This is a genomic window from Haloplanus sp. HW8-1 (assembly GCF_023703795.1).
Taxonomy (GTDB): Archaea; Halobacteriota; Halobacteria; order Halobacteriales; family Haloferacaceae; genus Haloplanus; species Haloplanus pelagicus.
The window spans coordinates 469,934-488,042 of record NZ_CP098518.1 but is presented as its reverse complement, the minus strand read 5'-3'; the positions used below and the strand labels follow the sequence as shown (position 1 = coordinate 488,042).

The window sequence follows — 18,109 nt, the reverse complement described above, 5'->3', positions numbered from 1 at the left end:
CGTGAGAACTCTCCACGGGAATAAATATCCCCCGCCGGGGAGGCTAGAACCGGAGCCGGAACCCGCGCTCGTCGTCGGCCACGACGCCGGCCATCCCGGCGCCGAAGGCGTACGCGACCGCCGTCGCGCCGCCACGCAGACGGGCAGCCAGTCCCCGTTCCGGCGTGAACTCGCGGACCGACACCTCCTCGTCGAGCAGGTCGGCCACGTGATCCTCGACGGCGTCCCGGTCGCCGATGTCGTCGACCAACCCGAGGTCGTGGGCGTCAGTTCCGAGATACACCCGCGCCTCGGTGTCACGCACCGCGTCGGGATCCATGTCCCGTCCCTCGGCCACGCGCTCGACGAAGTCGTCGTAGAAGCCGTCGATCAATCCCTGAAGGTACTCGCGTTCGTCCGCCGAGAGTTCCTTCAGGGGCATGCCGGCGTCCTTGTACTCCCCCGCCGCGAAGCGCTCGTAGGAGACGCCCAACTCGTCGGCGAGGTCCGAGACGTTCACCCGGGAACCGATGACGCCGATGCTCCCGACGATGCTCGCCCGACGGGCCCAGAGTTCGTCACACCCGCTCGCGATCCAGTAGCCGCCGCTGGCACAGACGTCGGTGGCGTAGGCCACGGTCGGCCCGTCGAACTCGACGGCTGCCTGCCGGATGTCGTCGCTCGGGACCACCTCTCCTCCCGGCGTGTCGAGTTTCATCAGCAGGGCGTCGGCGGCCTCGTCCTCGTCCGCGCGCTCGATTGCCTCGACCACGTCGTCGGCGGTGGTACCGAGGGCACCGCCAGGGACCGGTCCGGGCGCCGAGACGTCGCGGGTGATCGGCCCCTCGACGGCCACCTCCGCGGCGTTGTAGTCCGGAAAGAGCGAGTCGGCCAGGTTGCCCGCCGCCCGTACACCGAGGATCACGGCGCCGACGGTCACCACCATCCCGAGGAAATCCGCGAGCGATCCGGGGAGGACCACAAAGAGGAGGAACCCGAGGATCGCCGCGGCGAAGCCGCCGGCGATCACGACCGCGAGTCGACCGAGGTCGTCTTCACTCACACTCGTTCACCATGCGCGGTGCTGGGGGACGGATCGGCATAAAAACACGCACGTCGATAGAACCGAACTACAGCAGGCCGGTCTTCTGGAGCTTCATCAGGTCCTCGGTGTCGAGGGTCTCCCCTTCCTTGAACTTCTGGTAGATCTCCTCGGCCTCCTCCTTGGCGGCCTCGCGCTCGGCCTGGCGCTCGTCCTGCTGTTCCTGCTCCTCTTCCTTGTCGAGTTCACGCAGGCGCTTCTGGACGCGGACGAAGTCCTCGTGGTGGCGGTCGGCCGCTTCCTGGGCCTCGACGAAGAGTTCGTGCATCTCGTCGGCCTTGTCGCGGATCTCGTCGGCCTCGCGATAGGCCTCGATCATCTGGTTGTGGTGTTCCTGGGCCTTGTCGGCCAGTTCGGTCACCTTCTGGTGGTGCTGGGACGCCTCCGAGCGGACCTCCTCGGCCTCGTCGACGAGCTCTTCGAGCTCGCTCGCGTCGTCGAGTTTCTCCTTGCGCTGCTGGTACTCCTCGCGTTTGTCCTCGATCTTCTCGATGAGTTCGCGCTCGTCCTCGGCGCTCAGCACCTCGGTCTGCTGACGGAACTCGAGTTGCTCGATCTCCTCTTCGAGCTCTTCGAGGTCCTTGCCGTCGCCGAGTTCGAGGTCCTGTTTCATCTCCTCGACCTCGTCGAAGAGCTCGTTGGCCTTCGCGTTGAGCTCGTTCCGGCTCTCCTTGTGCTCTTGGACCTTCTCGTTCAGCTCGTCGCGCTGCTCGCGGTGTTCCTGGGCCTCGTCGACCTTCTCGCGCGTCTCGGCGTTCAGGTCGTCGCGCTTGGAGGCCCGCTCCGACGCCATCTGGTTGAGTTCGTTGCGTCGGTCACGAAGCTGGCCGGCGAGTTTGATGAGCTGTCCCTTCGAGTCGTTTTCGATCTGATCGTCGGTGAGTTCGACGTTGTTCTCGTCTTCGAGTGCCGCGACGTCGAATTCGCTGAGTACTTCTTCTGTTGTTACCATTGTTGAAACCTCGATACCACCGCTCCGGGCGGACTGGCGGCTCCTCGTCGCGCAACCAACCGTGAATAAGAATTCCCGATCATTCTGCGTGCGATGCCGCCACGCGCCGGAGGCGCGTTGGTAACAACATGTACAGCCGACATGTACATAAATACTTCGGTGGGCGAAGGGCTGCGAAACGGTATCAAGGACCGCTGTACCGGCCGTGTGAACTGTTCACAACGGCTGCGGGGTACTATATAAACGACCGTCGGGGGCGCCGCTTCAGTTTCAGTTTCACCGCGCGGATGGCACGGGTTCATGTCGGTTGCCCGACGACCATTGGGTATGCTCGAGAACCTCACGAGTACCTGCGAGGCGGCCGGCTGTGATCGACCCCTCGACGACGACGCCCTGATGGTGGCGATGCGGACCGACGCGGGCGAGCGGCGCGCCTACGAGTGTGTCTGTGGTGCGGTGACGGTCACCGTCGTCAGGGAGTGACTGCGATTCGGTACCGCTAAACCCGCCCGGCGGCGACGACCGACCATGCGAGAGGTCGTTCGCGCACGCGGCCACGAACACGTCGCCGCGACCCACGGGAGTACGTTCGAGGTGACGACCGACGACTGGTTGACGCCGGCTGGCGACTGCATCGTCGGCGTCGAGGCCGACCGGGCGCCCGCCGACTTCGCCGACGCCTTCGCCGACGCCTGTCGCGATCCCGCGGCGACGATCACCTTGCGCCTCGCCGCCGCCGACGCCACTCACGAGGTCGCCGCGCGTGGTCATCCCGACCTCACCTTCGAGAGCGACCGAAGCGCCGTCGTCCGGACGAGCACCTACGTCGACGACCGCACCGTCGCCGTCGGTGCCGACGCCGCTGCGGCCGACCTCGACCGGTCGTTGGTCGCGGCGCTGGCCGGCGGCGCCGACTGCACCCTCACGCTCGCCGTCGAGTGACGCCGCGCTTTTTTCGCTCCGCCCCGTTCGACCGCTATGCCCGACGAACCCGCGAGGAACATCAGCGGCGGCGCCGACGGCGGCGGCGCCGAGGCCCGCTTCGCCACCGGCGACCCCGAGACCCGTGCCGAAGCCGTCGTCGACGCGCTTGGCGATGTCTACTGGCGGAAGGCCTACCGCGGACGCGACGCCTTTCCCTGTCTCGTCCGGACGATCCTGAGTCAGAACACCAGCGACACCGCGAGTCAGCCGGCCTTCGACGCCCTGATGGACCGATACGGCGGTGACGGCGACCTCGCAGCGGCGCTCGCGACCGCAGACCGCGAGGAACTCGCCGGCGTCATCCAGCCCGCCGGCCTCCACAACCAGAAGTCGCGGGTGATCGTCGAGAGCGCCGAGGAGGTCGTCACCGACTTCGGGGACGCCGACGCGTTCGACCGGTTCGTCCGCGAGGGCGACCCCGACGCAGTGCGCGATCGGCTGCTCGATATGCGTGGGGTCGGCCCGAAGACTGCCGACTGTGTCCTCCTGTTTTCCGGCGGTCGGGGCGGCGTCTTCCCCGTCGACACCCACGTCCACCGCATCGCCCGCCGGATGGGGGTGGCGCCGGCCGACGCCGACCACGAGGAGGTTCGGGAGGCTCTGGAGGCGGCAGTGCCGACGGAGAAGTGCGGCTTCGGTCACACCGCCATGATCCAGTTCGGCCGCGAGTACTGTTCGGCGCGGAGCCCGGCGTGTCTCGACGGGCCGGCGGCGTGCCCGCTCGTCGATCTGTGCGATCGAGTGGGCATCGATACCGGGGCAGGAAAGGTAGTCGATCCAGTCGAGGTCGACGACTGAGACTCACTCGACGACGCGACGGGCGTGATCCACCAGCGCGGGGTGTGGATCGGCCTCGGGGTGTACCGACTGTAGGCGGGTGAGCGCCGTCTCGACGTCGACACCCTCCCGCCGTGCGAGTACGGCACCGGCCACGGCGACGCTCCGGGAACTGCCCGCCGAACAGTGGACGAGAACCGTCTCGTCGGCGTCGAGCAACGCAGTCAGTCGATCGGTCGCGACCCGAAAGTTCGAGAGGTCGTTCTGTGGCCCGTCGACCAGCGGCCGTTCGATGACGGTCAGCGAGTCGGGGTACGGAGGGGGCGTACCGTGTGTTAGCCTGAGCACGGCGGTGATCCCCGCCTCGGTCAGGTCCTCGATGTTCCGCGCTGCGGTCCGATCCCCGACGTAGAGACGATCGGTCAGTTGGCGTCTCATGGCCGCTCCGCGATCACTTGAACCGGAACGTTTCGAGGTTCTTCGGCGCGAACGTCCGCATGTTGTAGTCGTGATAGAGCGCCGAGGAGAGGTCTTGCACGGAGCGTTCGTCGCCGTGGACACAGAGTACCTTCTCCGGACGTGGGTTCATCGTCTTGACGAAGTTCTCCAGTCCCTGCCGGTCGGCGTGGCCGGAGAAGCCGTCGACCGTCTCCACGTTCATGTTCAGGGAGAGGGTGTTGCCGCGGCCACCGCGTTCGCGGTCGTTCATCGGAATCTCGTCCCAGCCGTTCTGGATGCGGCGCCCGAGGGTCCCCTGGGCCTGGTAGCCGACGAACACGAGCGTCGAGTCCGGGTCGGGGCCGAGGTGGCGGAGCCACGACATGATCGGTCCGCCGGTGACCATCCCCGAGGTCGAGAGGATGATCGCCGGGTCGCCGTCGGTCACTTCCTGGCGTTCGTCCTCGCCGGCGTCGATGTGGTTGAACTCCTCGGCGAGGAAGGGATTCTCGTCCTCGTGGAAGATTCGGTCCCGGAGGTCGTCACGGAGATACTCGGGATACGTCGTGTGGATGGCCGTGGCTTCCCAGATCATGCCGTCGAGGTGGACGGGCATCTCCGGAATCTTCCCGCTTCGCATCGCCTCCTCAAGAACGAGCATGATCTCCTGGGAGCGCCCGACGGCGAAGGCCGGGATGACGACCTTGCCACCCTTCTCGTGGGTCTCGTTGATGATTTCCAGTAGGTTGCGCTCGGAGTCCTCCTGATCGGTCTGATAGTCGTTCCGACCGCCGTAGGTGGATTCGAGGACGAGCGTCTCCACCCGCGGGAAGTCGTTGACGGCGCCGTTGAAGAGCCGAGTATCCTCGTAGTGGATGTCACCCGAGAACGCGACGTTGTAGAGGCCGTCGCCGATGTGGAAATGGGAGATTGCGGAGCCGAGAATGTGCCCCGCGTTGTGGAACGTGAGTTTTACGTCCGGCGCGATGTCGGTCACGTCGCCATATTCGAGGGGAACTGTGTGTTTGATCGCCTCGCGAACCATCTCACTCTCGTAGGGCGGCGTGCGCCCCTCCTTGACCGCCACGTCGAGGTAGTCGAGCGTGAGTAGGCCCATCAGGTCCCGGGTAGGTTCGGTGCAGTAGATCGGGCCGTCGTACCCGTATTTGAACAGCAGCGGGATGAGCGCGGAGTGGTCGAGGTGGGCGTGGGTGAGGATGACGGCGTCGATGGAGTTGAGTGGCGCCGCTTCGGGCACCTGCAGATATGGCACCTCGCCCTCGGCGCCGGGCTTGTCGCCACAGTCGACGAGTACGCGCGTCTCGGCGGTCGAGAGGATGAAACTCGCACGGCCGACCTCCCGGCAGCAGCCGAGGGTGGTGATGCGCACCCACTGGTCGTCGGCCATCTCCTCGCGGTGGATCTGTCGACCGACGCGTTCGAGGATGTCGCGGCGCTCCTCGCGCTCCTGTTTGAGGAAGTTTCGGACGTTCGAGACGGTCGAGGATTCGATGGGTGGTGTGCGGACCACCTCGGGCGTCCAGCCGATTTCCTTGGTGATCTCCCGGAGCGTCGAGCCGTGGCGGCCGATGACCATTCCCGGTTTTTCCGCCTCGATGACGACTTCGCCGGTGTCGACGTGGAAATCCAGATCGGTCACGCCCGCGTCCTCGGGAATCACGCTCCGGATCCGCTCGCGTGCCTCGCGGGCGTCGATCAACACGTCGGGATCGGGGCGCACCGTGATGCGCTTGCGAAGCTTGCTCGCTAGCTTCCGAATCAGATCACCATTGCTGGCGAACTCCTTCGGGTCACGCGTGTACACGACCAGTTCCGGGCCCTCGTATTTGACGTCGGATACGGAGATACCAGGGGGTAGTTCGTCTTCGATCTCTGCTTTCAGTTCCTCGAGTTGCTTGTCTACGGAGCTCATATGTGCCGGTTGAGAGCCCTCCGTACGGCCGTCCCCGTCCGATCCTCGGTCGTCGGTGACGCGTCCGTGTGGACGGTCGGTGCCGAACGATGGCTGTTCCGAACCACGGTCGGGCCGTGAGGTCGCATAGGTACGTGCTGTACGGGAGGTGCTCGACTGCGGGAAGAGGCAGCGAAAACCCGCTTAGCTCACCCTATCAGTCGGGTATTATAAAAGCCTTCGCAAAGTCGAAGGCGATCGGCGGTCGACGAGGGGTATGGAACTCACCCCGCCGGCCGTGGCACGCGAACGCGAGTGGATCCACGACCGGACCGAGACGGTCGTCCCGCTGATCAACGAGACACGCGATCGCCTCGCCGACTGCTTCGGCGTCGAGGTCGGTCACGTCACGCCTGCCGCCTACCGCGAGGAGGTGACGGTCGTTTTCGCGGACGGTGCTCGCGCGGTCAACGTCGCCGCATACGTCGCTCTCCTCCGTGATCTCGACGTGATCGACGACTATCCGGGGTTCGTCGTCGACGAGGTACTCGGGCGGGAACTCGCCGCCACCATCGCCGGCGGTCGGCCTTTCTCCCTGCTCGCCCAGGCCACCTTCCACTTCGCAGACGTGTTTACCCACACCGAGGGCGGCGCGGGAGCCGACGACCTCGACGCCGCGCTGGCCGCGGGGTTCCAGACCCGGCTACCCGGGTGGGAGTGGACCGAGCGAAAGAGCCCCTTCGCGGTGGATCGGGAGTGAGCGACCGGGTGCCGTCCCACATCTTGGCCAGGACCGCCGCGTCGCCGCCGCTGCGATGTACATGAGTTAACTGCCGCCGGATCGACGAGTGGCGTGTGCAACCGAAGACCGTCCTCATCACGGGCTGTTCGTCCGGTATCGGTCGTGCGACTGCCGAGGCCTTCCTCGACGCGGAGTGGGGGGTGTACGCCACCGCCCGCAACCCTGCGGACGTGGAGACGCTGGGCGACCGTGGGTGTACGGTCGCCAAACTCGACGTGACCGAGGACGACGACGTTGATCGGGTCGTCAACCGGGTGCTCGACGAGCAGGGACGGATCGACTGTCTGGTCAACAACGCCGGCTACGCCCAGTTCGGCCCGATCGAGGACGTGCCCGTCGAGGCGGTCCACCGGCAGTTCGACGTGAACGTCTACGGCGTCCATCGGCTGACGCGCGCGGTCCTGCCGCACATGCGCCGCCGCCGCGAGGGAACGATCGTCAACGTATCCAGCGTCGCCGGCCGCCTCTCCTTTCCCGGGGGCGGCGTCTACAGCGGCTCGAAGTTCGCCGTCGAAGCCATGACCGACGCCCTCCGGGCCGAAGTGGACGAGTACGGCATCGACGCCGTCCTGATCGAACCCGGCCCCGTCGATACCGCGTTCACCCAGCGCGCCGAGGAAGAGATCGACGGCGTCGAACGCTCGGGCGCCTACGAGTCTTTCTACGACGTCTTCGAGGACACGCAGGCCATCGGCGGCGGCGGCCCGGGCGCGGTGTCGCCCGATCGAGTCGCCGAGGACGTCCTGAACGCCGCGAGTTCGACCAAACCCGCGAGCCGGATCCCGGTCGGCACCCTCGCCAGGGTGAGCGTCCTCGGCCGGTTCGTTCCCGACCGACTGCGCGACCGGGCGTTCGGGCTGCTGGACCGGCTGCGCTGACGTCGGCCTCAGACGAACGCCGAGAGGAAGGCGTAGACGGCACCGAGGAGCAGCGTCGCCGCCAGCAGGATCGCCACCCACGTCCGGCCGTTCCCCGGAACGTCGGGGACGTCCGACGGGTAGTACGGCGAGAGCGGGGTCTTCGGCTTCGGCTTCGGCTCGCGATCCGTCATGGTGGCGCGTATGGCCGTGACGATGGTATGCGTTCCGGCCGCGGGGATCGCACCGACTACGCGAGACAGGCGGCGACGACCCGCAGGGCCCGTTCCCCGCGCACCTCGTCGGCCAGCAGCGGTACGCGCTTCACCTCGTGGCCCCGGAACAGGTCGCTCGCCCGACGGAGGGCGTTCTGCTGAACGTCCCAGCGCCGCTGGCAGAACTCGCAGTCCGCCAGGTTGGGCGACACCACCCACTCGGTGTCCACGTCGGCCACGTCCGCCAGATCCTCCATCACGCGGTTGACGACGACCGTGTTCACGGGGATGGAGAACTCGTCGAGTCGGCGGATCAGCCGCTCGGATTCGACGACGCTCATCTCCTCGGGCACCATCACCACCCGAAAGTCGGTGCGGGAGGGATCCTGCAGGACCGCCCGGAGGCGCTCGATCCGATCCCGGAGGTCGTCCAGATCGGGTCCCTCTGCGGCGTCGCCGCCGACGCCGAACATCCCCTTGAACCCCTCCATCATCCCCGAGAACTTCTCGCGCATGGAGAGCAGGCGGCCGACCATCGAGTCGAGCACCTCGGGCAGTTCCAGCAGACGCAGGGTGTGACCCGTCGGCGCCGTGTCGATCACCACGCGGTCGAACCGGGGGTCGTCGAGATATTCGAGCAGTTGGCGCATCGCGGCGGCCTCGTCGGCCCCCGGCATCGATCCCCCCATCAGCGGGTCGATGGCGTCGTCCCCGAGCGCCTCGCCGAGGTCGCCCAGTCCGCCGAGAGGTGCGCCGCCACCGACGGCGTCGCCGTCTCCACCGGGAGTCCCCTCGCCTTCCACCCCGACGCCGCCCTCGCCGAACAGCCCCTCCTCCATCGCCGCCTCGGGGTCGATCTCCGCGGCCCACAGCGGATCCGCCTCCCGGATGCGCGTCGGCGTCGACGGAATCTCGACGTCGAGGGTGTCCGAGAGGGAGTGGGCGGGATCGGTCGAGACGACGAGCGTCGCCGTGCCCGCGGCGGCCGAGGAGAGCGCCGTCGCCGCCGCCATCGTCGTCTTGCCGACGCCGCCCTTCCCGCCGTAGAGGACGTACTCCGGCGCGTCGACGGTCTCGGGCAGTTCCGTCGCCTCGACGTCGACCAGCGTCGGGTCGGCGTCGTTCCCCTCGTCCGGCTCGTCCACCGCGTCGACCGGCTCCACGTCGAGTTCGCTCATACCGGAGGCAGACGATCCGGACACCTGTACCCGTCGATACCGGGAAGACACGTACCGAACGCGACTGGATGGGTCGGGTATGCACGGGCGCCCCACCGGACGGGCGCTGCTCGGCGTCGCCGTGTGGCCTGTGTCGCCGTCACGGGCTGTCTCGGCGGGGGCACAACGGCGACGCCCACGCCGGGTCCCACGGCGTTCGTGGGCACGGACTGTCCGCCGACCCTGACCGTCTACGAACTCGGCGAGGAACCCGCGGATCGCGAATCGGCCGTCGCCTACGACACCCTCACCGCCGAGCAGCGCGCGACGTTCGACCGGGCCCGAAACGGGAGCGTCGAGGACTTCACGCGGGCGTGGTACGACATCGACGTCGTGGCGTCCGAGGGGACGTACCACCGCGCGAGCGTCGTGGTCTGTTAGAAGTCGTAGTCAGCCAGTCGTCGGGCGGCCTCCTCGGCCCGCGGCGTGACGAGCGCGAACCGGACCCAATCGTCGTACGTGCCGAACGTGTCCCCGGGCATGCAGGCGACGCCGGCCTCGTCGACCAGACGCTCGACGTTCTCCAGGGTCCCGGGGAACCCCTCGAAGCGGGCGAAGACGTAGAAGGCGCCCTCCGGGGCGAGATACTCCGCGCCCGCCTCGTCGAGGGCGTCGGTGAAGGCGTCGATGCGCTCGGACAGGAGGTTGCGCGACGCCTCGTAATACTCGGGGCCGGTCTCCCGGAGGGCCCGGAGGACCGCCGCCTGTGACGGGCGGGCGCCCGTCACGTTCACCAGCATGTGTCGCGTGCGGGCGGTATCGGCGAGGTGGGGGGGAAAGACCCCGTACCCCACGCGGAGACCGGTCACGGCCATCGACTTCGAGTAGGAGTTGGTGACGACCACGTGGTCGCCGTCGACACCCAGTGCGCTCTCGAAGCGCCCGGAGAAGTCGTAGTGGTCGTACACCTCGTCGGAGATGAGGACGGCGTCGTGGTCGGCCGCGAGGTCGGCCATCGCCGCGACGGTGTCGGCCCCGTACACCGCGCCGGTCGGGTTGTTCGGCGAGTTGATCAGGATGGCCGCCGTCTGGTCGCTCGCCGCCTCGCGCATGGCGGCCACGTCGAGGCCGCCGTCGTCGGCGACGGGAACGAGCGTCACGTCGGCACCGAGCATCTTCGCCTTGCCGGGGTAGTACGGGTAGACAGGGTCGGTCAGCAGGATCTCCGATCCCGCGTCGCGGTCGAGTGCGCCCGCCATCGCGAGGTAGTTCGCCTCGCCAGCGCCGTTCGTGACGATCACACGGTCGACGTCGACACCCCGGCGCGCGGCGATCTCCCCGCGGAGGGCGCGCAGGCCGTCGCTCGGCGGATACTGAAACTCCGCGGGGTCGACGTCGGCGTACGCCCGCAGTCCCTCGCGAAGCGCCGTCGGCGGCTCCCAGTCGGGGCCCCCGCTCACCAGATCGATCACGTCCCGGTCGGCTGCGGACGCGTACTGCATGACGTGAAAGAAAAGCGGCGTCTCGTAGTCCATGGTCGCTCTCCGGACGGACATCAAATCCCTCTTTCGCTCCGTCCCGTGCCGACACGCTTGTGTCGGGAGGGGGCGAACGCCGCGACGTGAACAAGAAAGGACACGTGCTCAACGCCGCACTGTTGAGCGTCGGCCTGGGCGTCGTGCTCTCGGCACCGACCGAACTCACGGCCGACACCGCACTCGCCACCGCCGAATCGATCGCCAAACTCTCCGTTCCCGTCGTCCTCGGGGCACTCTTTCCCGACGTCGACACCGCCTTCGGCAAACACCGCAAGACGCTGCACAACCTGTTCGTGCTCGCGATCTTCGTCGGCTTCCCCGTCGTCTTCGACAACCTCCAGTTCGTCTGGATCGGCATCGCGACTCATTACCTCCTCGACGTGGTGGGCAGTCGCCGGGGGATCGCCCTCTTCTACCCGCTGACGCGCCAGGAGTGGGGACTGCCCGCCGGTGTGACCACCAGCAGCAAGTACGCGGACTTGGTGACGGTGATCGTCACGGGCCTCGAACTCGCCGTTCTCGCTGGGGTTCACTTCTACGTGATTCCGCTGGGGAACACGGCCAGCGTCCTGAACGTCTTCCTCGGGTGAGGGGCCGCGGCGACCGCCTAGTAGACCGTCACGTCGTCGAACCGTCCGTCGTAGGCGATGTGGCTCGGATGGGTGGGTTCGGTGCCCGAAAGGAAGATGCGATCGACCTTCCCCCACGTGTTCTCGTAGCCGAGGTGGGCGAACTCCGCGAGCCCCCGCAGACGGTGGCCGACGCCGTCCCGGTGAGCGACGCGCCGTGGCGTTCCCGTCCGCAGGGCGTCGACGAGGTCGGCCGTCGAGTCGACCGACCGTTCGAACGTCGTCCACGCCTCGCCGACCGTCCCCGGGAGGTGAGCGTACGACGACCCGAATCCGGGCCGTCCGGTCTCGCGGGCGACCGCTCGACAGCGGCGGTTCTGGTGGGGGAGACACTTCGCGTTGTACGTCTCGACGGCGTCGAACGCCTCGGGATGGGCGGCAACGTCGTCACGGGTGCAACTGACGTTCAGCATCTCGGGGTGGGGGACGAGGACGGCGGCGTTCTGCCGGTCGAACGCGGCCAGGGCGCCCTCGAAGGTGACGAAGTCGGGGACGGGCGAGTCGAGACCGATCGCGAGGAGGTGTCGCCGGTCGTGCCACGGCCCGGTGAACACCTCGCGTGCGGGCACGACGAGCAACTCGTCGTCGGAAAAGCGGGCGGCCCGCTCGCGGATGGCCGGGAGCCGCGTGAAGTGGGGGGCGTAGACGAGGGCGTCCAGGCCGCACGCCTTCGCCCGTCGGACGACGCGCTCGTCGAGGACCTTCACGTGCATGTCGATCCGGGTCGACCCTGCCGAGGTCACGGGAGCAACTGAACGGACGGCGCAGTTAGTGGTTGCTATTCGGGTGGCCGCGTGTCGACGAACCGAGACGTCGGCGGGGACCTACCGTTCGTCCGAATCGAGGACGCGGATCTGGTCGCCACGGACCGTCACGGGAATCGGGACCGTCGCCTCGTACAGTTCGACCGTCACCTGATCCTTGCCCTCGTCGATCCGCTGGACCCGGGCCTTCTCGCCCTTGAACGGCCCGGCGATGAGTTCGACGATGTCGCTCTCGGCGATGCCCTCCACGTCCGGCGTGGGCGAGAGGAAATGCTCCACCTCGGTGAGCGAGGACTTCCCGGGGACGATGGAGCGGGCGTGGGGAATCTCGTCCATCACGCGTTCGAGGACGGCGCTGTTGTCCGCCTCGACCATGACGTAACTCGTCAGGGAGTCGGGTGCGAGGACGGCGTGGACTTCGTCCTCCTCGCGGCTGGCGATCATGTCGGCGACGGTTCGCTCTTGACTCGCGGTGGTCTTGACGGCGAAGATACCCATCTATACCCCTCCGGGGATGAAGGTCATGATGGCGAAGATGACGAAGCCCAGGAGGCCGATGAGAAAGATGCCCGCCCCCGCGACCTTGGCGATCTGCGAGAACTCGTTCCACGACGGCGTGCTCGCCATCTTGAGCACGCGGACGTAGCTTGCGAGGTCGTACTTGACGTCCATAGCCGCCCTAGACCGGCCGGCTTTTTCTATCTATTGATAACACGGCGAGCGGCACCGCCCCGTCGGCGCGAATCCGGGCGACCGCTCCGCGCGGATCGACGAGGGTGTTTATCGGCCACATGGCGGTGGTGGACGTATGGACGACCTACGACCGGAGTCCCACCCCGACGACGACCGTATCCCGTGCCACGCGTTCGACACGGACGCGGGGCTGGTGGCGGTGTTCCGGTCGGACGATACGAACGTGGAGTGGTGTGGACGCAACGTCCACACGAACGGCGGGATGCCGGAGGCGTCCGGCGTCGGGGTCGGACCCGGTCGCGAACGGGCTACTCGACGTAGTCGATGTCGCTGGCGGCGGGTTCGGGCGCCGGCGTCTCGCCCTCGCGGCCGTAGATCTGCGGCGACTCGACGCCCGTGACGACGATCATCGTCCGCATCGTGCCGTCGAGTTCCTCGTCGATGGAGGTACCCCAGATGATGCGGGCGTCGGGGTCGATCCGGTCGTAGATCTCCTCGACGACGCCCTCGGCCTCCTCGATGGCCATGTCGGTGCCACCGGTGACGTTGACGAGCGCCGAGTTGGCGCCGGAGATGTCCACGTCGAGCAGGGGCGACCGCAGGGCCGACCGCACCGAGTCCTGCGCTTTCTGCTCGGAGTCGCTCTCGCCGAGGCCGATCATGGCGACGCCGCCTTTCTCCATGACAGTCTTCACGTCGGCGAAGTCCAAGTTGACGAGCCCGGGTTTGGTGATGAGTTCGGTGATGCCTTTCACCGACCGCATCAGCACCTCGTCGGAGACCTTGAACGCCTGCCGGACGGGGAGTTTCCCCACCGAGTCCAGCAGCCGGTCGTTGGGGACGACGATGACGGTGTCGGCCACGTCACGGAGGCGTTCGAGCCCCGCTTCGGCGTTCGTGCGCCGGACCTCCCCCTCCGCGGTGAAGGGGGTCGTGACGATGGCGATAGTGAGCGCCCCGGACTCGCGGGCCGCCTCGGCGACGACCGGCGCCGATCCGGTGCCCGTGCCGCCGCCCAGCCCCGCAGTGACGAACACCATGTCGGAGCCCTCGATGGCGCCGTAGATGTCCTCCTGGCTCTCGATGGCGGCTTCCTCGCCGACCTGCGGGAGGGAACCGGCGCCGCGGCCGCCGGTTTTCTCCTCGCCCATCAGGATCTTGGTGTCGGCTTCCACGTCGACCAGATGTTGGACGTCGGTGTTGGCGGCGACGAGGTTGGCACCCTTGATTCCCTCCTTGGCCATCCGGTTGACCGTGTTGCCGCCGGCGCCCCCACAGCCGACGACGGTGATGTCCGTCTGGAGGTCCTTCAGGACGTCCTCGAGTTCCTCGTCGGTCATCTTCCCGGTGCGGTTCTCCGCGTCGGTGTCGGCGGACGTGTCGGTCGCGGGCTCCCGGTCGGCACTGACGTCGGCCGCGGCCCCATCCCCCGGCTCCTCGGCTTCCTCGATTGCATCCTCCACGATGGAGTCCATGGTACGCCCACGCGTTTCGAAGGCAGCCACATTATCTTTCCGCCCGTTGTCACGCGCGCGTCTGACGTTCCGCGAAACCGCAGTGTCTCGGGCGTCTTGCGTGCGTCAGACACTCATCAACTGTTTTACTTTTTTGTCGGCGTGACGACAGGGAACCGTTCGACCCGTTCGGTCCGGACCGCCGCGGGATCGATCCGCTCGCCGTCGATCTCGACGGCCTGTCCGTCGGCGAGGCGGCCGAACGCCGGGCCTTCCGGCACCCCGAGGTCCCTGGCGGCCGCCGGATCGAACGCCGCCGTCCGGGCGACCACCTCGCCGTCCGCCCGGACCACCTCGTCGTAGGCGTCCTCGAGGACGCTCGACAGGGCGTCGGTCATGGCGTCGGCGGCACCTGGCGGGTCGGCGGCGGACAGCGCAACTCGACCCTGCGGTCGCGTACCGCCCTCCGTCGTCTCGAAGGCGACGGCGGCGTCGGCGACGGCGGCCCGCGCCGCGTCGGCGTCGACGCCGTGGGCCGCGCCGACGAGGGCGGTCGGCAGGTCGACGACGACGACGGCCTGCGCGGGGTCGTCCTCGGCGGGTGGCACCACCGCGCCGAACCGAAGTCCCTCGCTCACGGCGTCCAGTCGGTCCTCGACCGCCTCGACGAGCGGTAGTGGATGGGCGCTCGTCTCCCGGAGCCACGTCTCCGTCACGACCCGGTAGCCGAGGTCCGCGAGGACGTCTGCCAGCCCCGACCGCCCACCCTCGACGAGGACGGTGTCGGTGCCGCTCGCCTCGACCGCTCGTCGGAGGACGTCGCGGTTCGCGGCGGGGTTGCCCATCGCGTCCAGTCCCCAGTCCGCGGCGACGTGCCCTACCGCCCACGCCGTCTCGCGGACGATCCGGCCGAACCGCGGTGCGTAGTGGCCGCCGCCGAAGCCGGCGATCTGTTTCTCCCGATCCGCGTCGACGCCACGCAGGTCGAGGACCGCCCGGGCGACGGCCCGGGCGCCCGCAGGATCGGTCCACTGGGCCTCGTCGCTCCCGAGTTCCACGAACATCGAGGGGACGCCCACGTTCGTCGGGCCGTGGTGGGTACACTCGGTGCCGACCTCGTAGCCCTCGGGGGCGTGTCGATCGAGCGCCGCGACCGCTTCCGCCGCGGCGTTCGGACAGGCGCGGGCGAACTGCCCCGCCTCGCCCCCGTACTCCGCGTCGCCGAAGTTCCCCGTGAAGTGGGCCGTGAGGAGCGGTCCCGTCTCCCCGGAGTGGCGGGAGACGACGACCAGCAAGTCGGGATCCTCAAAGGCGGCGTCCGGGCGATCCAGATGGATATGCAGGTCGTCGACGGTGCGGAGTTCGAAGCCGTCGGTCCGGTAGTAGGTGCCGCCGCCCTCGCCGTCCGGACGACGCTCGTCGCGGTGGTCGGTCCAGTCGGCGAGGTCGAGCAACGCTTCGCCGACGTGTTCGGAGGCGCTGTCGGCGCGACTGACGACGATGGCGATCACGCCGAACACTCGGCGTCGATCCTCAAAATCCGATCGATCCCGAGCGACCGGTCGCTCGGTCGGACCATCGCAACCGTCTCCCGGCCGGCGCCGACTCGGGGGACTACGGCGGCCGAGAACGACTCGCGACGGCCCCTCTCAGTCCTCGGTCACGACCAGCACCGGTTCGTCGACGGTCCGGAGGACACGCCCCGCCACCGTCCCCAGTTGCTGGCCGGCGAGGTTGGACTGCCCCTCGGAGGACATGACGACCACGTCGACGCCGTGCTCATCGGCGTACCCGCCGACGGTGTCGTGGGCGGTCCCCCGGACCACGGCACGGCGCACGTCGAGGTCCGCGGTGTCGACGGCCGCCACTAGTTCGTCGACCGCCTGGTGCCCCCGGGTCGTCAGGCGTTCGATGTACTCGCTACCCACGCCGCCCGCGTCGAAGACGCCCGCTTCGGCCTGGATGTCGACGACGTTGAGAACGTGGAGCGTCGCGTCGAAGCGGCGGGCCAGGTCGGCGCCGTAGGGACCCGCCCGTACGGCGAGGTCGCTCCCGTCGGTGGTCACGAGGACGTTCTCGTAGGCCCGCCCGGTGTCGCGCTCGACGGGGCCTTCGGGGACCGTCAGCACGGGTGCCGGACTCCGACGCAGGACCCGCTCGGTCACGGTGCCGAGGAGTCGTGCCCGGACCCCGGACCGCCCGTGGCGTCCTACGACGACCAAGTCCGCGTCGTGTTCGCCGGCCCGCTCCGCGATGGCTTCGGCCGGCTTTCCGGACAGCCGTTCCGTCTCGACGGCGATACCGGCCTCGGCGGCCATTCCGGCGGCGTCGTCGAGCACTGCCCGCGCCGCGTCGGCGTCGCCAGCAACCGTGACGACCTCGACGTCGGCGTCGTAGGTCGCCGCAAGTTCCAGCCCGTACTTCGTCGCCGTGCGCGCACAGTCGCTGCCGTCGGTCGCGATCAGGAGTTCGTCGAACATCTCAGTCGGCCCCCCGTGGTTGCTCGTCGCTGGTTCGAAACGCTTCCTTCACCGTTCCGGCGGAGTCCCGGAGGATACCGGCCAGCGCCTTCCGGCGGACCACGAACAGGCCGAAGCCGAGGACCAGGTAGATGCCGGTGAACACCAACAGAAGCTGGTAATCCGAGATCGGGAGCTCGAGGATACCGCGGATGAGCATGAACTCGGAGAGCACCTGCGTGAGAAAGAGGACCAACAGCACCACGGCCTCACGGGCCGATATCTCGAAGTTGATCAGCAGCGAGATGGCGAAAAAGGACTGAGCGGCGGTCAGCCAGATTTCTCCCGACTGCTTCTGGTCGAAGGGGAGCGCCCCGTACTGCCCCAGCGCGAGGGAGTAGACGAGGACGAGCGTCCCGATCAGGAGCGTCCACTGATTGAGCTTCGAGGAGATGAGCGCGTTGAATCCCGCCGTCGATCGTGCCTTGTTCACGAGGTAGATCACGACGATGAGTTCCGGCGACTCGGAGGCCAGCGGCGCGATCCACTGGATCATGAAAAAGGAGGGAACGCCGACGTTCTGGCCCAACTGTTCGAGCCCGTGGGCGAAGGGCTCGACGGCGGTGAAGATCATGATCCCGGAGTACGCGAACAGACTGAGGACCGTCGCCGCGCGGTAGGGCTTCGGGAACGTCTGGAGATAGGCAGGCACGCCGACGTGGGCCTCCTCGGACTCGACGTCACCTTTCAGGACGATGGCGATGTACGCCACGTAGAGCCCGACGAGGATGGCCATATCGAGAACGTCGATTCCCCCGTTGAAGGGGACGAGGAAAGCCCAGAGCGTGGCGAGAAAGAGGAAGACGATTTCGAGCCCGATGTCGCGGTCGAGCGAGACGGAGTCGGCGAGGAGACCGCTCCGATCGTTCACCGACGGATCCTCCGCGGATCCGCGCCGGAAGACGGTAAAGAGGGCGACCCCGGCCCAGCCGATGCCGATGAGGATGCGGTTCGCGCCGGTCATGTTGGCGACGGCGAGGTTGCCCGCTTCGATCCCGCGTTCCGTCCCCGCGTACACGCCAGCGTTCCACGCGTACAGGGCGTCGACCGCGTACTCCGGGGCGACCGCGAGTACCGCGAGCACGGCGATGGCGAAAGCCCGCGGGACGTCTTTCTCGGCCGTCTCGGCACCCCACGCCAGCAGGAACGACGCGCCGAGCACCGACAGGCCGCTCACGGCAACCGTCGTGAGCGTCGAGAGCCCGTGTGCCGCACCCGACAGGTAGACGAGGACCCACGGCAGTGTCAGCGCGCCCGCGCCGCCGAGCGCGCCGAGGGACTGTCGCCTCATGGTCTGCCCTCGATACCCGGAGCGGCCACACCGCATCCCACGGCGA

General features: G+C 68.0%; 21 protein-coding genes. 7 read left to right on the top strand and 14 right to left on the bottom strand.

The features are described 5' to 3' along the window. Positions 1-43: 43 nt before the first annotated feature. Together sppA and NBT82_RS02520 are read right to left on the bottom strand one after the other, a co-directional pair. Entirely contained in the window at positions 44-1,042 is a 999-nt protein-coding gene (sppA, locus tag NBT82_RS02525) for a signal peptide peptidase SppA (RefSeq protein WP_251330018.1), read from the bottom strand. 67 nt (positions 1,043-1,109) lie between these two features. Continuing rightward, a complete protein-coding gene (locus tag NBT82_RS02520) occupies positions 1,110-2,033 on the bottom strand; it encodes a coiled-coil protein (protein WP_251330017.1) in 924 nt (307 codons plus the stop codon). A 327-nt stretch (positions 2,034-2,360) separates the two neighbouring features. Here NBT82_RS02520 and NBT82_RS02515 point away from each other — a divergent pair, with 327 nt between their 5' ends. From NBT82_RS02515 to NBT82_RS02505, 3 genes are read left to right on the top strand one after another with little or no spacing between them, the layout of a single operon-like run. After that, positions 2,361-2,516, top strand: a complete 156-nt coding sequence (locus tag NBT82_RS02515) for a hypothetical protein (RefSeq protein ID WP_251330016.1) — start codon at positions 2,361-2,363, stop codon at positions 2,514-2,516. A gap of 45 nt (positions 2,517-2,561) precedes the next feature. Beyond that, a complete protein-coding gene (locus tag NBT82_RS02510) occupies positions 2,562-2,975 on the top strand; it encodes a DUF371 domain-containing protein (RefSeq protein WP_251330015.1) in 414 nt (137 codons plus the stop codon). Between the two features lie 36 nt (positions 2,976-3,011). Beyond that, positions 3,012-3,815: an endonuclease III domain-containing protein gene (locus NBT82_RS02505; RefSeq protein WP_251330014.1), complete on the top strand. Its 804-nt coding sequence runs from the start codon at positions 3,012-3,014 to the stop codon at positions 3,813-3,815. A 3-nt stretch (positions 3,816-3,818) separates the two neighbouring features. On the opposite strand, the gene NBT82_RS02500 is transcribed toward NBT82_RS02505, so the two are convergent. Next, the gene (locus NBT82_RS02500) at positions 3,819-4,232 is read right to left on the bottom strand and encodes a dual specificity protein phosphatase family protein (protein ID WP_251330013.1); all 414 of its coding nucleotides are present in this window, start codon (positions 4,230-4,232) and stop codon (positions 3,819-3,821) included. A gap of 13 nt (positions 4,233-4,245) precedes the next feature. Then, positions 4,246-6,165: a beta-CASP ribonuclease aCPSF1 gene (locus NBT82_RS02495; RefSeq protein WP_251330012.1), complete on the bottom strand. Its 1,920-nt coding sequence runs from the start codon at positions 6,163-6,165 to the stop codon at positions 4,246-4,248. A gap of 256 nt (positions 6,166-6,421) precedes the next feature. On the opposite strand from NBT82_RS02495, the gene NBT82_RS02490 reads away from it, so the two are divergent. Next, on the top strand, positions 6,422-6,904 hold the full coding sequence (locus tag NBT82_RS02490; protein WP_251330011.1) for a DUF7984 family protein: 483 nt from the start codon (positions 6,422-6,424) through the stop codon (positions 6,902-6,904). A gap of 95 nt (positions 6,905-6,999) precedes the next feature. Beyond that, the gene (locus tag NBT82_RS02485; RefSeq protein ID WP_251330010.1) at positions 7,000-7,824 is read left to right on the top strand and encodes an SDR family oxidoreductase; all 825 of its coding nucleotides are present in this window, start codon (positions 7,000-7,002) and stop codon (positions 7,822-7,824) included. 8 nt (positions 7,825-7,832) lie between these two features. On the opposite strand, the gene NBT82_RS02480 is transcribed toward NBT82_RS02485, so the two are convergent. Beyond that, the gene (locus tag NBT82_RS02480; RefSeq protein ID WP_251330009.1) at positions 7,833-7,997 is read right to left on the bottom strand and encodes a hypothetical protein; all 165 of its coding nucleotides are present in this window, start codon (positions 7,995-7,997) and stop codon (positions 7,833-7,835) included. Between the two features lie 56 nt (positions 7,998-8,053). Further along, positions 8,054-9,196, bottom strand: a complete 1,143-nt coding sequence (locus tag NBT82_RS02475) for an ArsA family ATPase (RefSeq protein WP_251330008.1) — start codon at positions 9,194-9,196, stop codon at positions 8,054-8,056. Positions 9,197-9,319: 123 nt separating this feature from the next. On the opposite strand from NBT82_RS02475, the gene NBT82_RS02470 reads away from it, so the two are divergent. Further along, entirely contained in the window at positions 9,320-9,616 is a 297-nt protein-coding gene (locus NBT82_RS02470) for a DUF7979 domain-containing protein (RefSeq protein ID WP_251330007.1), read from the top strand. Here the strand turns inward: NBT82_RS02470 and NBT82_RS02465 are convergent. Then, positions 9,613-10,710, bottom strand: coding sequence for a pyridoxal phosphate-dependent aminotransferase (locus NBT82_RS02465; protein ID WP_251331331.1), 1,098 nt, complete (start codon positions 10,708-10,710; stop codon positions 9,613-9,615). The genes NBT82_RS02470 and NBT82_RS02465 overlap by 4 nt on opposite strands. Before the next feature lie 86 nt (positions 10,711-10,796). On the opposite strand from NBT82_RS02465, the gene NBT82_RS02460 reads away from it, so the two are divergent. After that, positions 10,797-11,303, top strand: coding sequence for a metal-dependent hydrolase (locus tag NBT82_RS02460; RefSeq protein ID WP_251330006.1), 507 nt, complete (start codon positions 10,797-10,799; stop codon positions 11,301-11,303). A gap of 17 nt (positions 11,304-11,320) precedes the next feature. On the opposite strand, the gene NBT82_RS02455 is transcribed toward NBT82_RS02460, so the two are convergent. The 7 genes from NBT82_RS02455 to NBT82_RS02425 all read right to left on the bottom strand — a co-directional run bounded on the left by NBT82_RS02455 (position 11,321) and on the right by NBT82_RS02425 (position 18,063). Next, positions 11,321-12,055 carry a PHP-associated domain-containing protein gene (locus tag NBT82_RS02455; protein WP_251331330.1) on the bottom strand — a complete coding sequence of 245 codons (735 nt, stop codon included), beginning with the start codon at positions 12,053-12,055 and terminating at the stop codon, positions 11,321-11,323. 111 nt (positions 12,056-12,166) lie between these two features. After that, positions 12,167-12,604 (bottom strand): transcription elongation factor Spt5, encoded by a 438-nt coding sequence (locus tag NBT82_RS02450; RefSeq protein WP_092631914.1) that lies wholly within the window; start codon positions 12,602-12,604, stop codon positions 12,167-12,169. Then, positions 12,605-12,778: a protein translocase SEC61 complex subunit gamma gene (locus tag NBT82_RS02445; protein ID WP_251330005.1), complete on the bottom strand. Its 174-nt coding sequence runs from the start codon at positions 12,776-12,778 to the stop codon at positions 12,605-12,607. It lies immediately after the preceding gene. Positions 12,779-13,107: 329 nt separating this feature from the next. Further along, complete coding sequence (gene ftsZ, locus NBT82_RS02440) at positions 13,108-14,274, bottom strand: cell division protein FtsZ (protein WP_251330004.1); 1,167 nt, start codon at positions 14,272-14,274, stop codon at positions 13,108-13,110. Between the two features lie 125 nt (positions 14,275-14,399). Further along, positions 14,400-15,764, bottom strand: a complete 1,365-nt coding sequence (locus tag NBT82_RS02435) for a D-aminoacyl-tRNA deacylase (protein WP_251330003.1) — start codon at positions 15,762-15,764, stop codon at positions 14,400-14,402. Positions 15,765-15,902: 138 nt separating this feature from the next. Beyond that, the gene (locus NBT82_RS02430; protein WP_251330002.1) at positions 15,903-16,733 is read right to left on the bottom strand and encodes a universal stress protein; all 831 of its coding nucleotides are present in this window, start codon (positions 16,731-16,733) and stop codon (positions 15,903-15,905) included. A 1-nt stretch (position 16,734) separates the two neighbouring features. Next, complete coding sequence (locus tag NBT82_RS02425) at positions 16,735-18,063, bottom strand: sodium:calcium antiporter (RefSeq protein WP_251330001.1); 1,329 nt, start codon at positions 18,061-18,063, stop codon at positions 16,735-16,737. Positions 18,064-18,109 lie beyond the last annotated feature (46 nt).

Coding starts and splice junctions, on each gene's coding strand:
- NBT82_RS02520 (WP_251330017.1), bottom strand. CDS start 2,033: ATGGTAACAACAGAAGAAGTACTCAGCGAATTCGACGTCGCGGCACTC.
- NBT82_RS02515 (WP_251330016.1), top strand. CDS start 2,361: ATGCTCGAGAACCTCACGAGTACCTGCGAGGCGGCCGGCTGTGATCGA.
- NBT82_RS02510 (WP_251330015.1), top strand. CDS start 2,562: ATGCGAGAGGTCGTTCGCGCACGCGGCCACGAACACGTCGCCGCGACC.
- NBT82_RS02505 (WP_251330014.1), top strand. CDS start 3,012: ATGCCCGACGAACCCGCGAGGAACATCAGCGGCGGCGCCGACGGCGGC.
- NBT82_RS02500 (WP_251330013.1), bottom strand. CDS start 4,232: ATGAGACGCCAACTGACCGATCGTCTCTACGTCGGGGATCGGACCGCA.
- NBT82_RS02495 (WP_251330012.1), bottom strand. CDS start 6,165: ATGAGCTCCGTAGACAAGCAACTCGAGGAACTGAAAGCAGAGATCGAA.
- NBT82_RS02490 (WP_251330011.1), top strand. CDS start 6,422: ATGGAACTCACCCCGCCGGCCGTGGCACGCGAACGCGAGTGGATCCAC.
- NBT82_RS02480 (WP_251330009.1), bottom strand. CDS start 7,997: ATGACGGATCGCGAGCCGAAGCCGAAGCCGAAGACCCCGCTCTCGCCG.
- NBT82_RS02475 (WP_251330008.1), bottom strand. CDS start 9,196: ATGAGCGAACTCGACGTGGAGCCGGTCGACGCGGTGGACGAGCCGGAC.
- NBT82_RS02465 (WP_251331331.1), bottom strand. CDS start 10,710: ATGGACTACGAGACGCCGCTTTTCTTTCACGTCATGCAGTACGCGTCC.
- NBT82_RS02455 (WP_251331330.1), bottom strand. CDS start 12,055: ATGCACGTGAAGGTCCTCGACGAGCGCGTCGTCCGACGGGCGAAGGCG.
- NBT82_RS02450 (WP_092631914.1), bottom strand. CDS start 12,604: ATGGGTATCTTCGCCGTCAAGACCACCGCGAGTCAAGAGCGAACCGTC.
- NBT82_RS02445 (WP_251330005.1), bottom strand. CDS start 12,778: ATGGACGTCAAGTACGACCTCGCAAGCTACGTCCGCGTGCTCAAGATG.
- ftsZ (WP_251330004.1), bottom strand. CDS start 14,274: ATGGACTCCATCGTGGAGGATGCAATCGAGGAAGCCGAGGAGCCGGGG.
- NBT82_RS02430 (WP_251330002.1), bottom strand. CDS start 16,733: ATGTTCGACGAACTCCTGATCGCGACCGACGGCAGCGACTGTGCGCGC.
- NBT82_RS02425 (WP_251330001.1), bottom strand. CDS start 18,063: ATGAGGCGACAGTCCCTCGGCGCGCTCGGCGGCGCGGGCGCGCTGACA.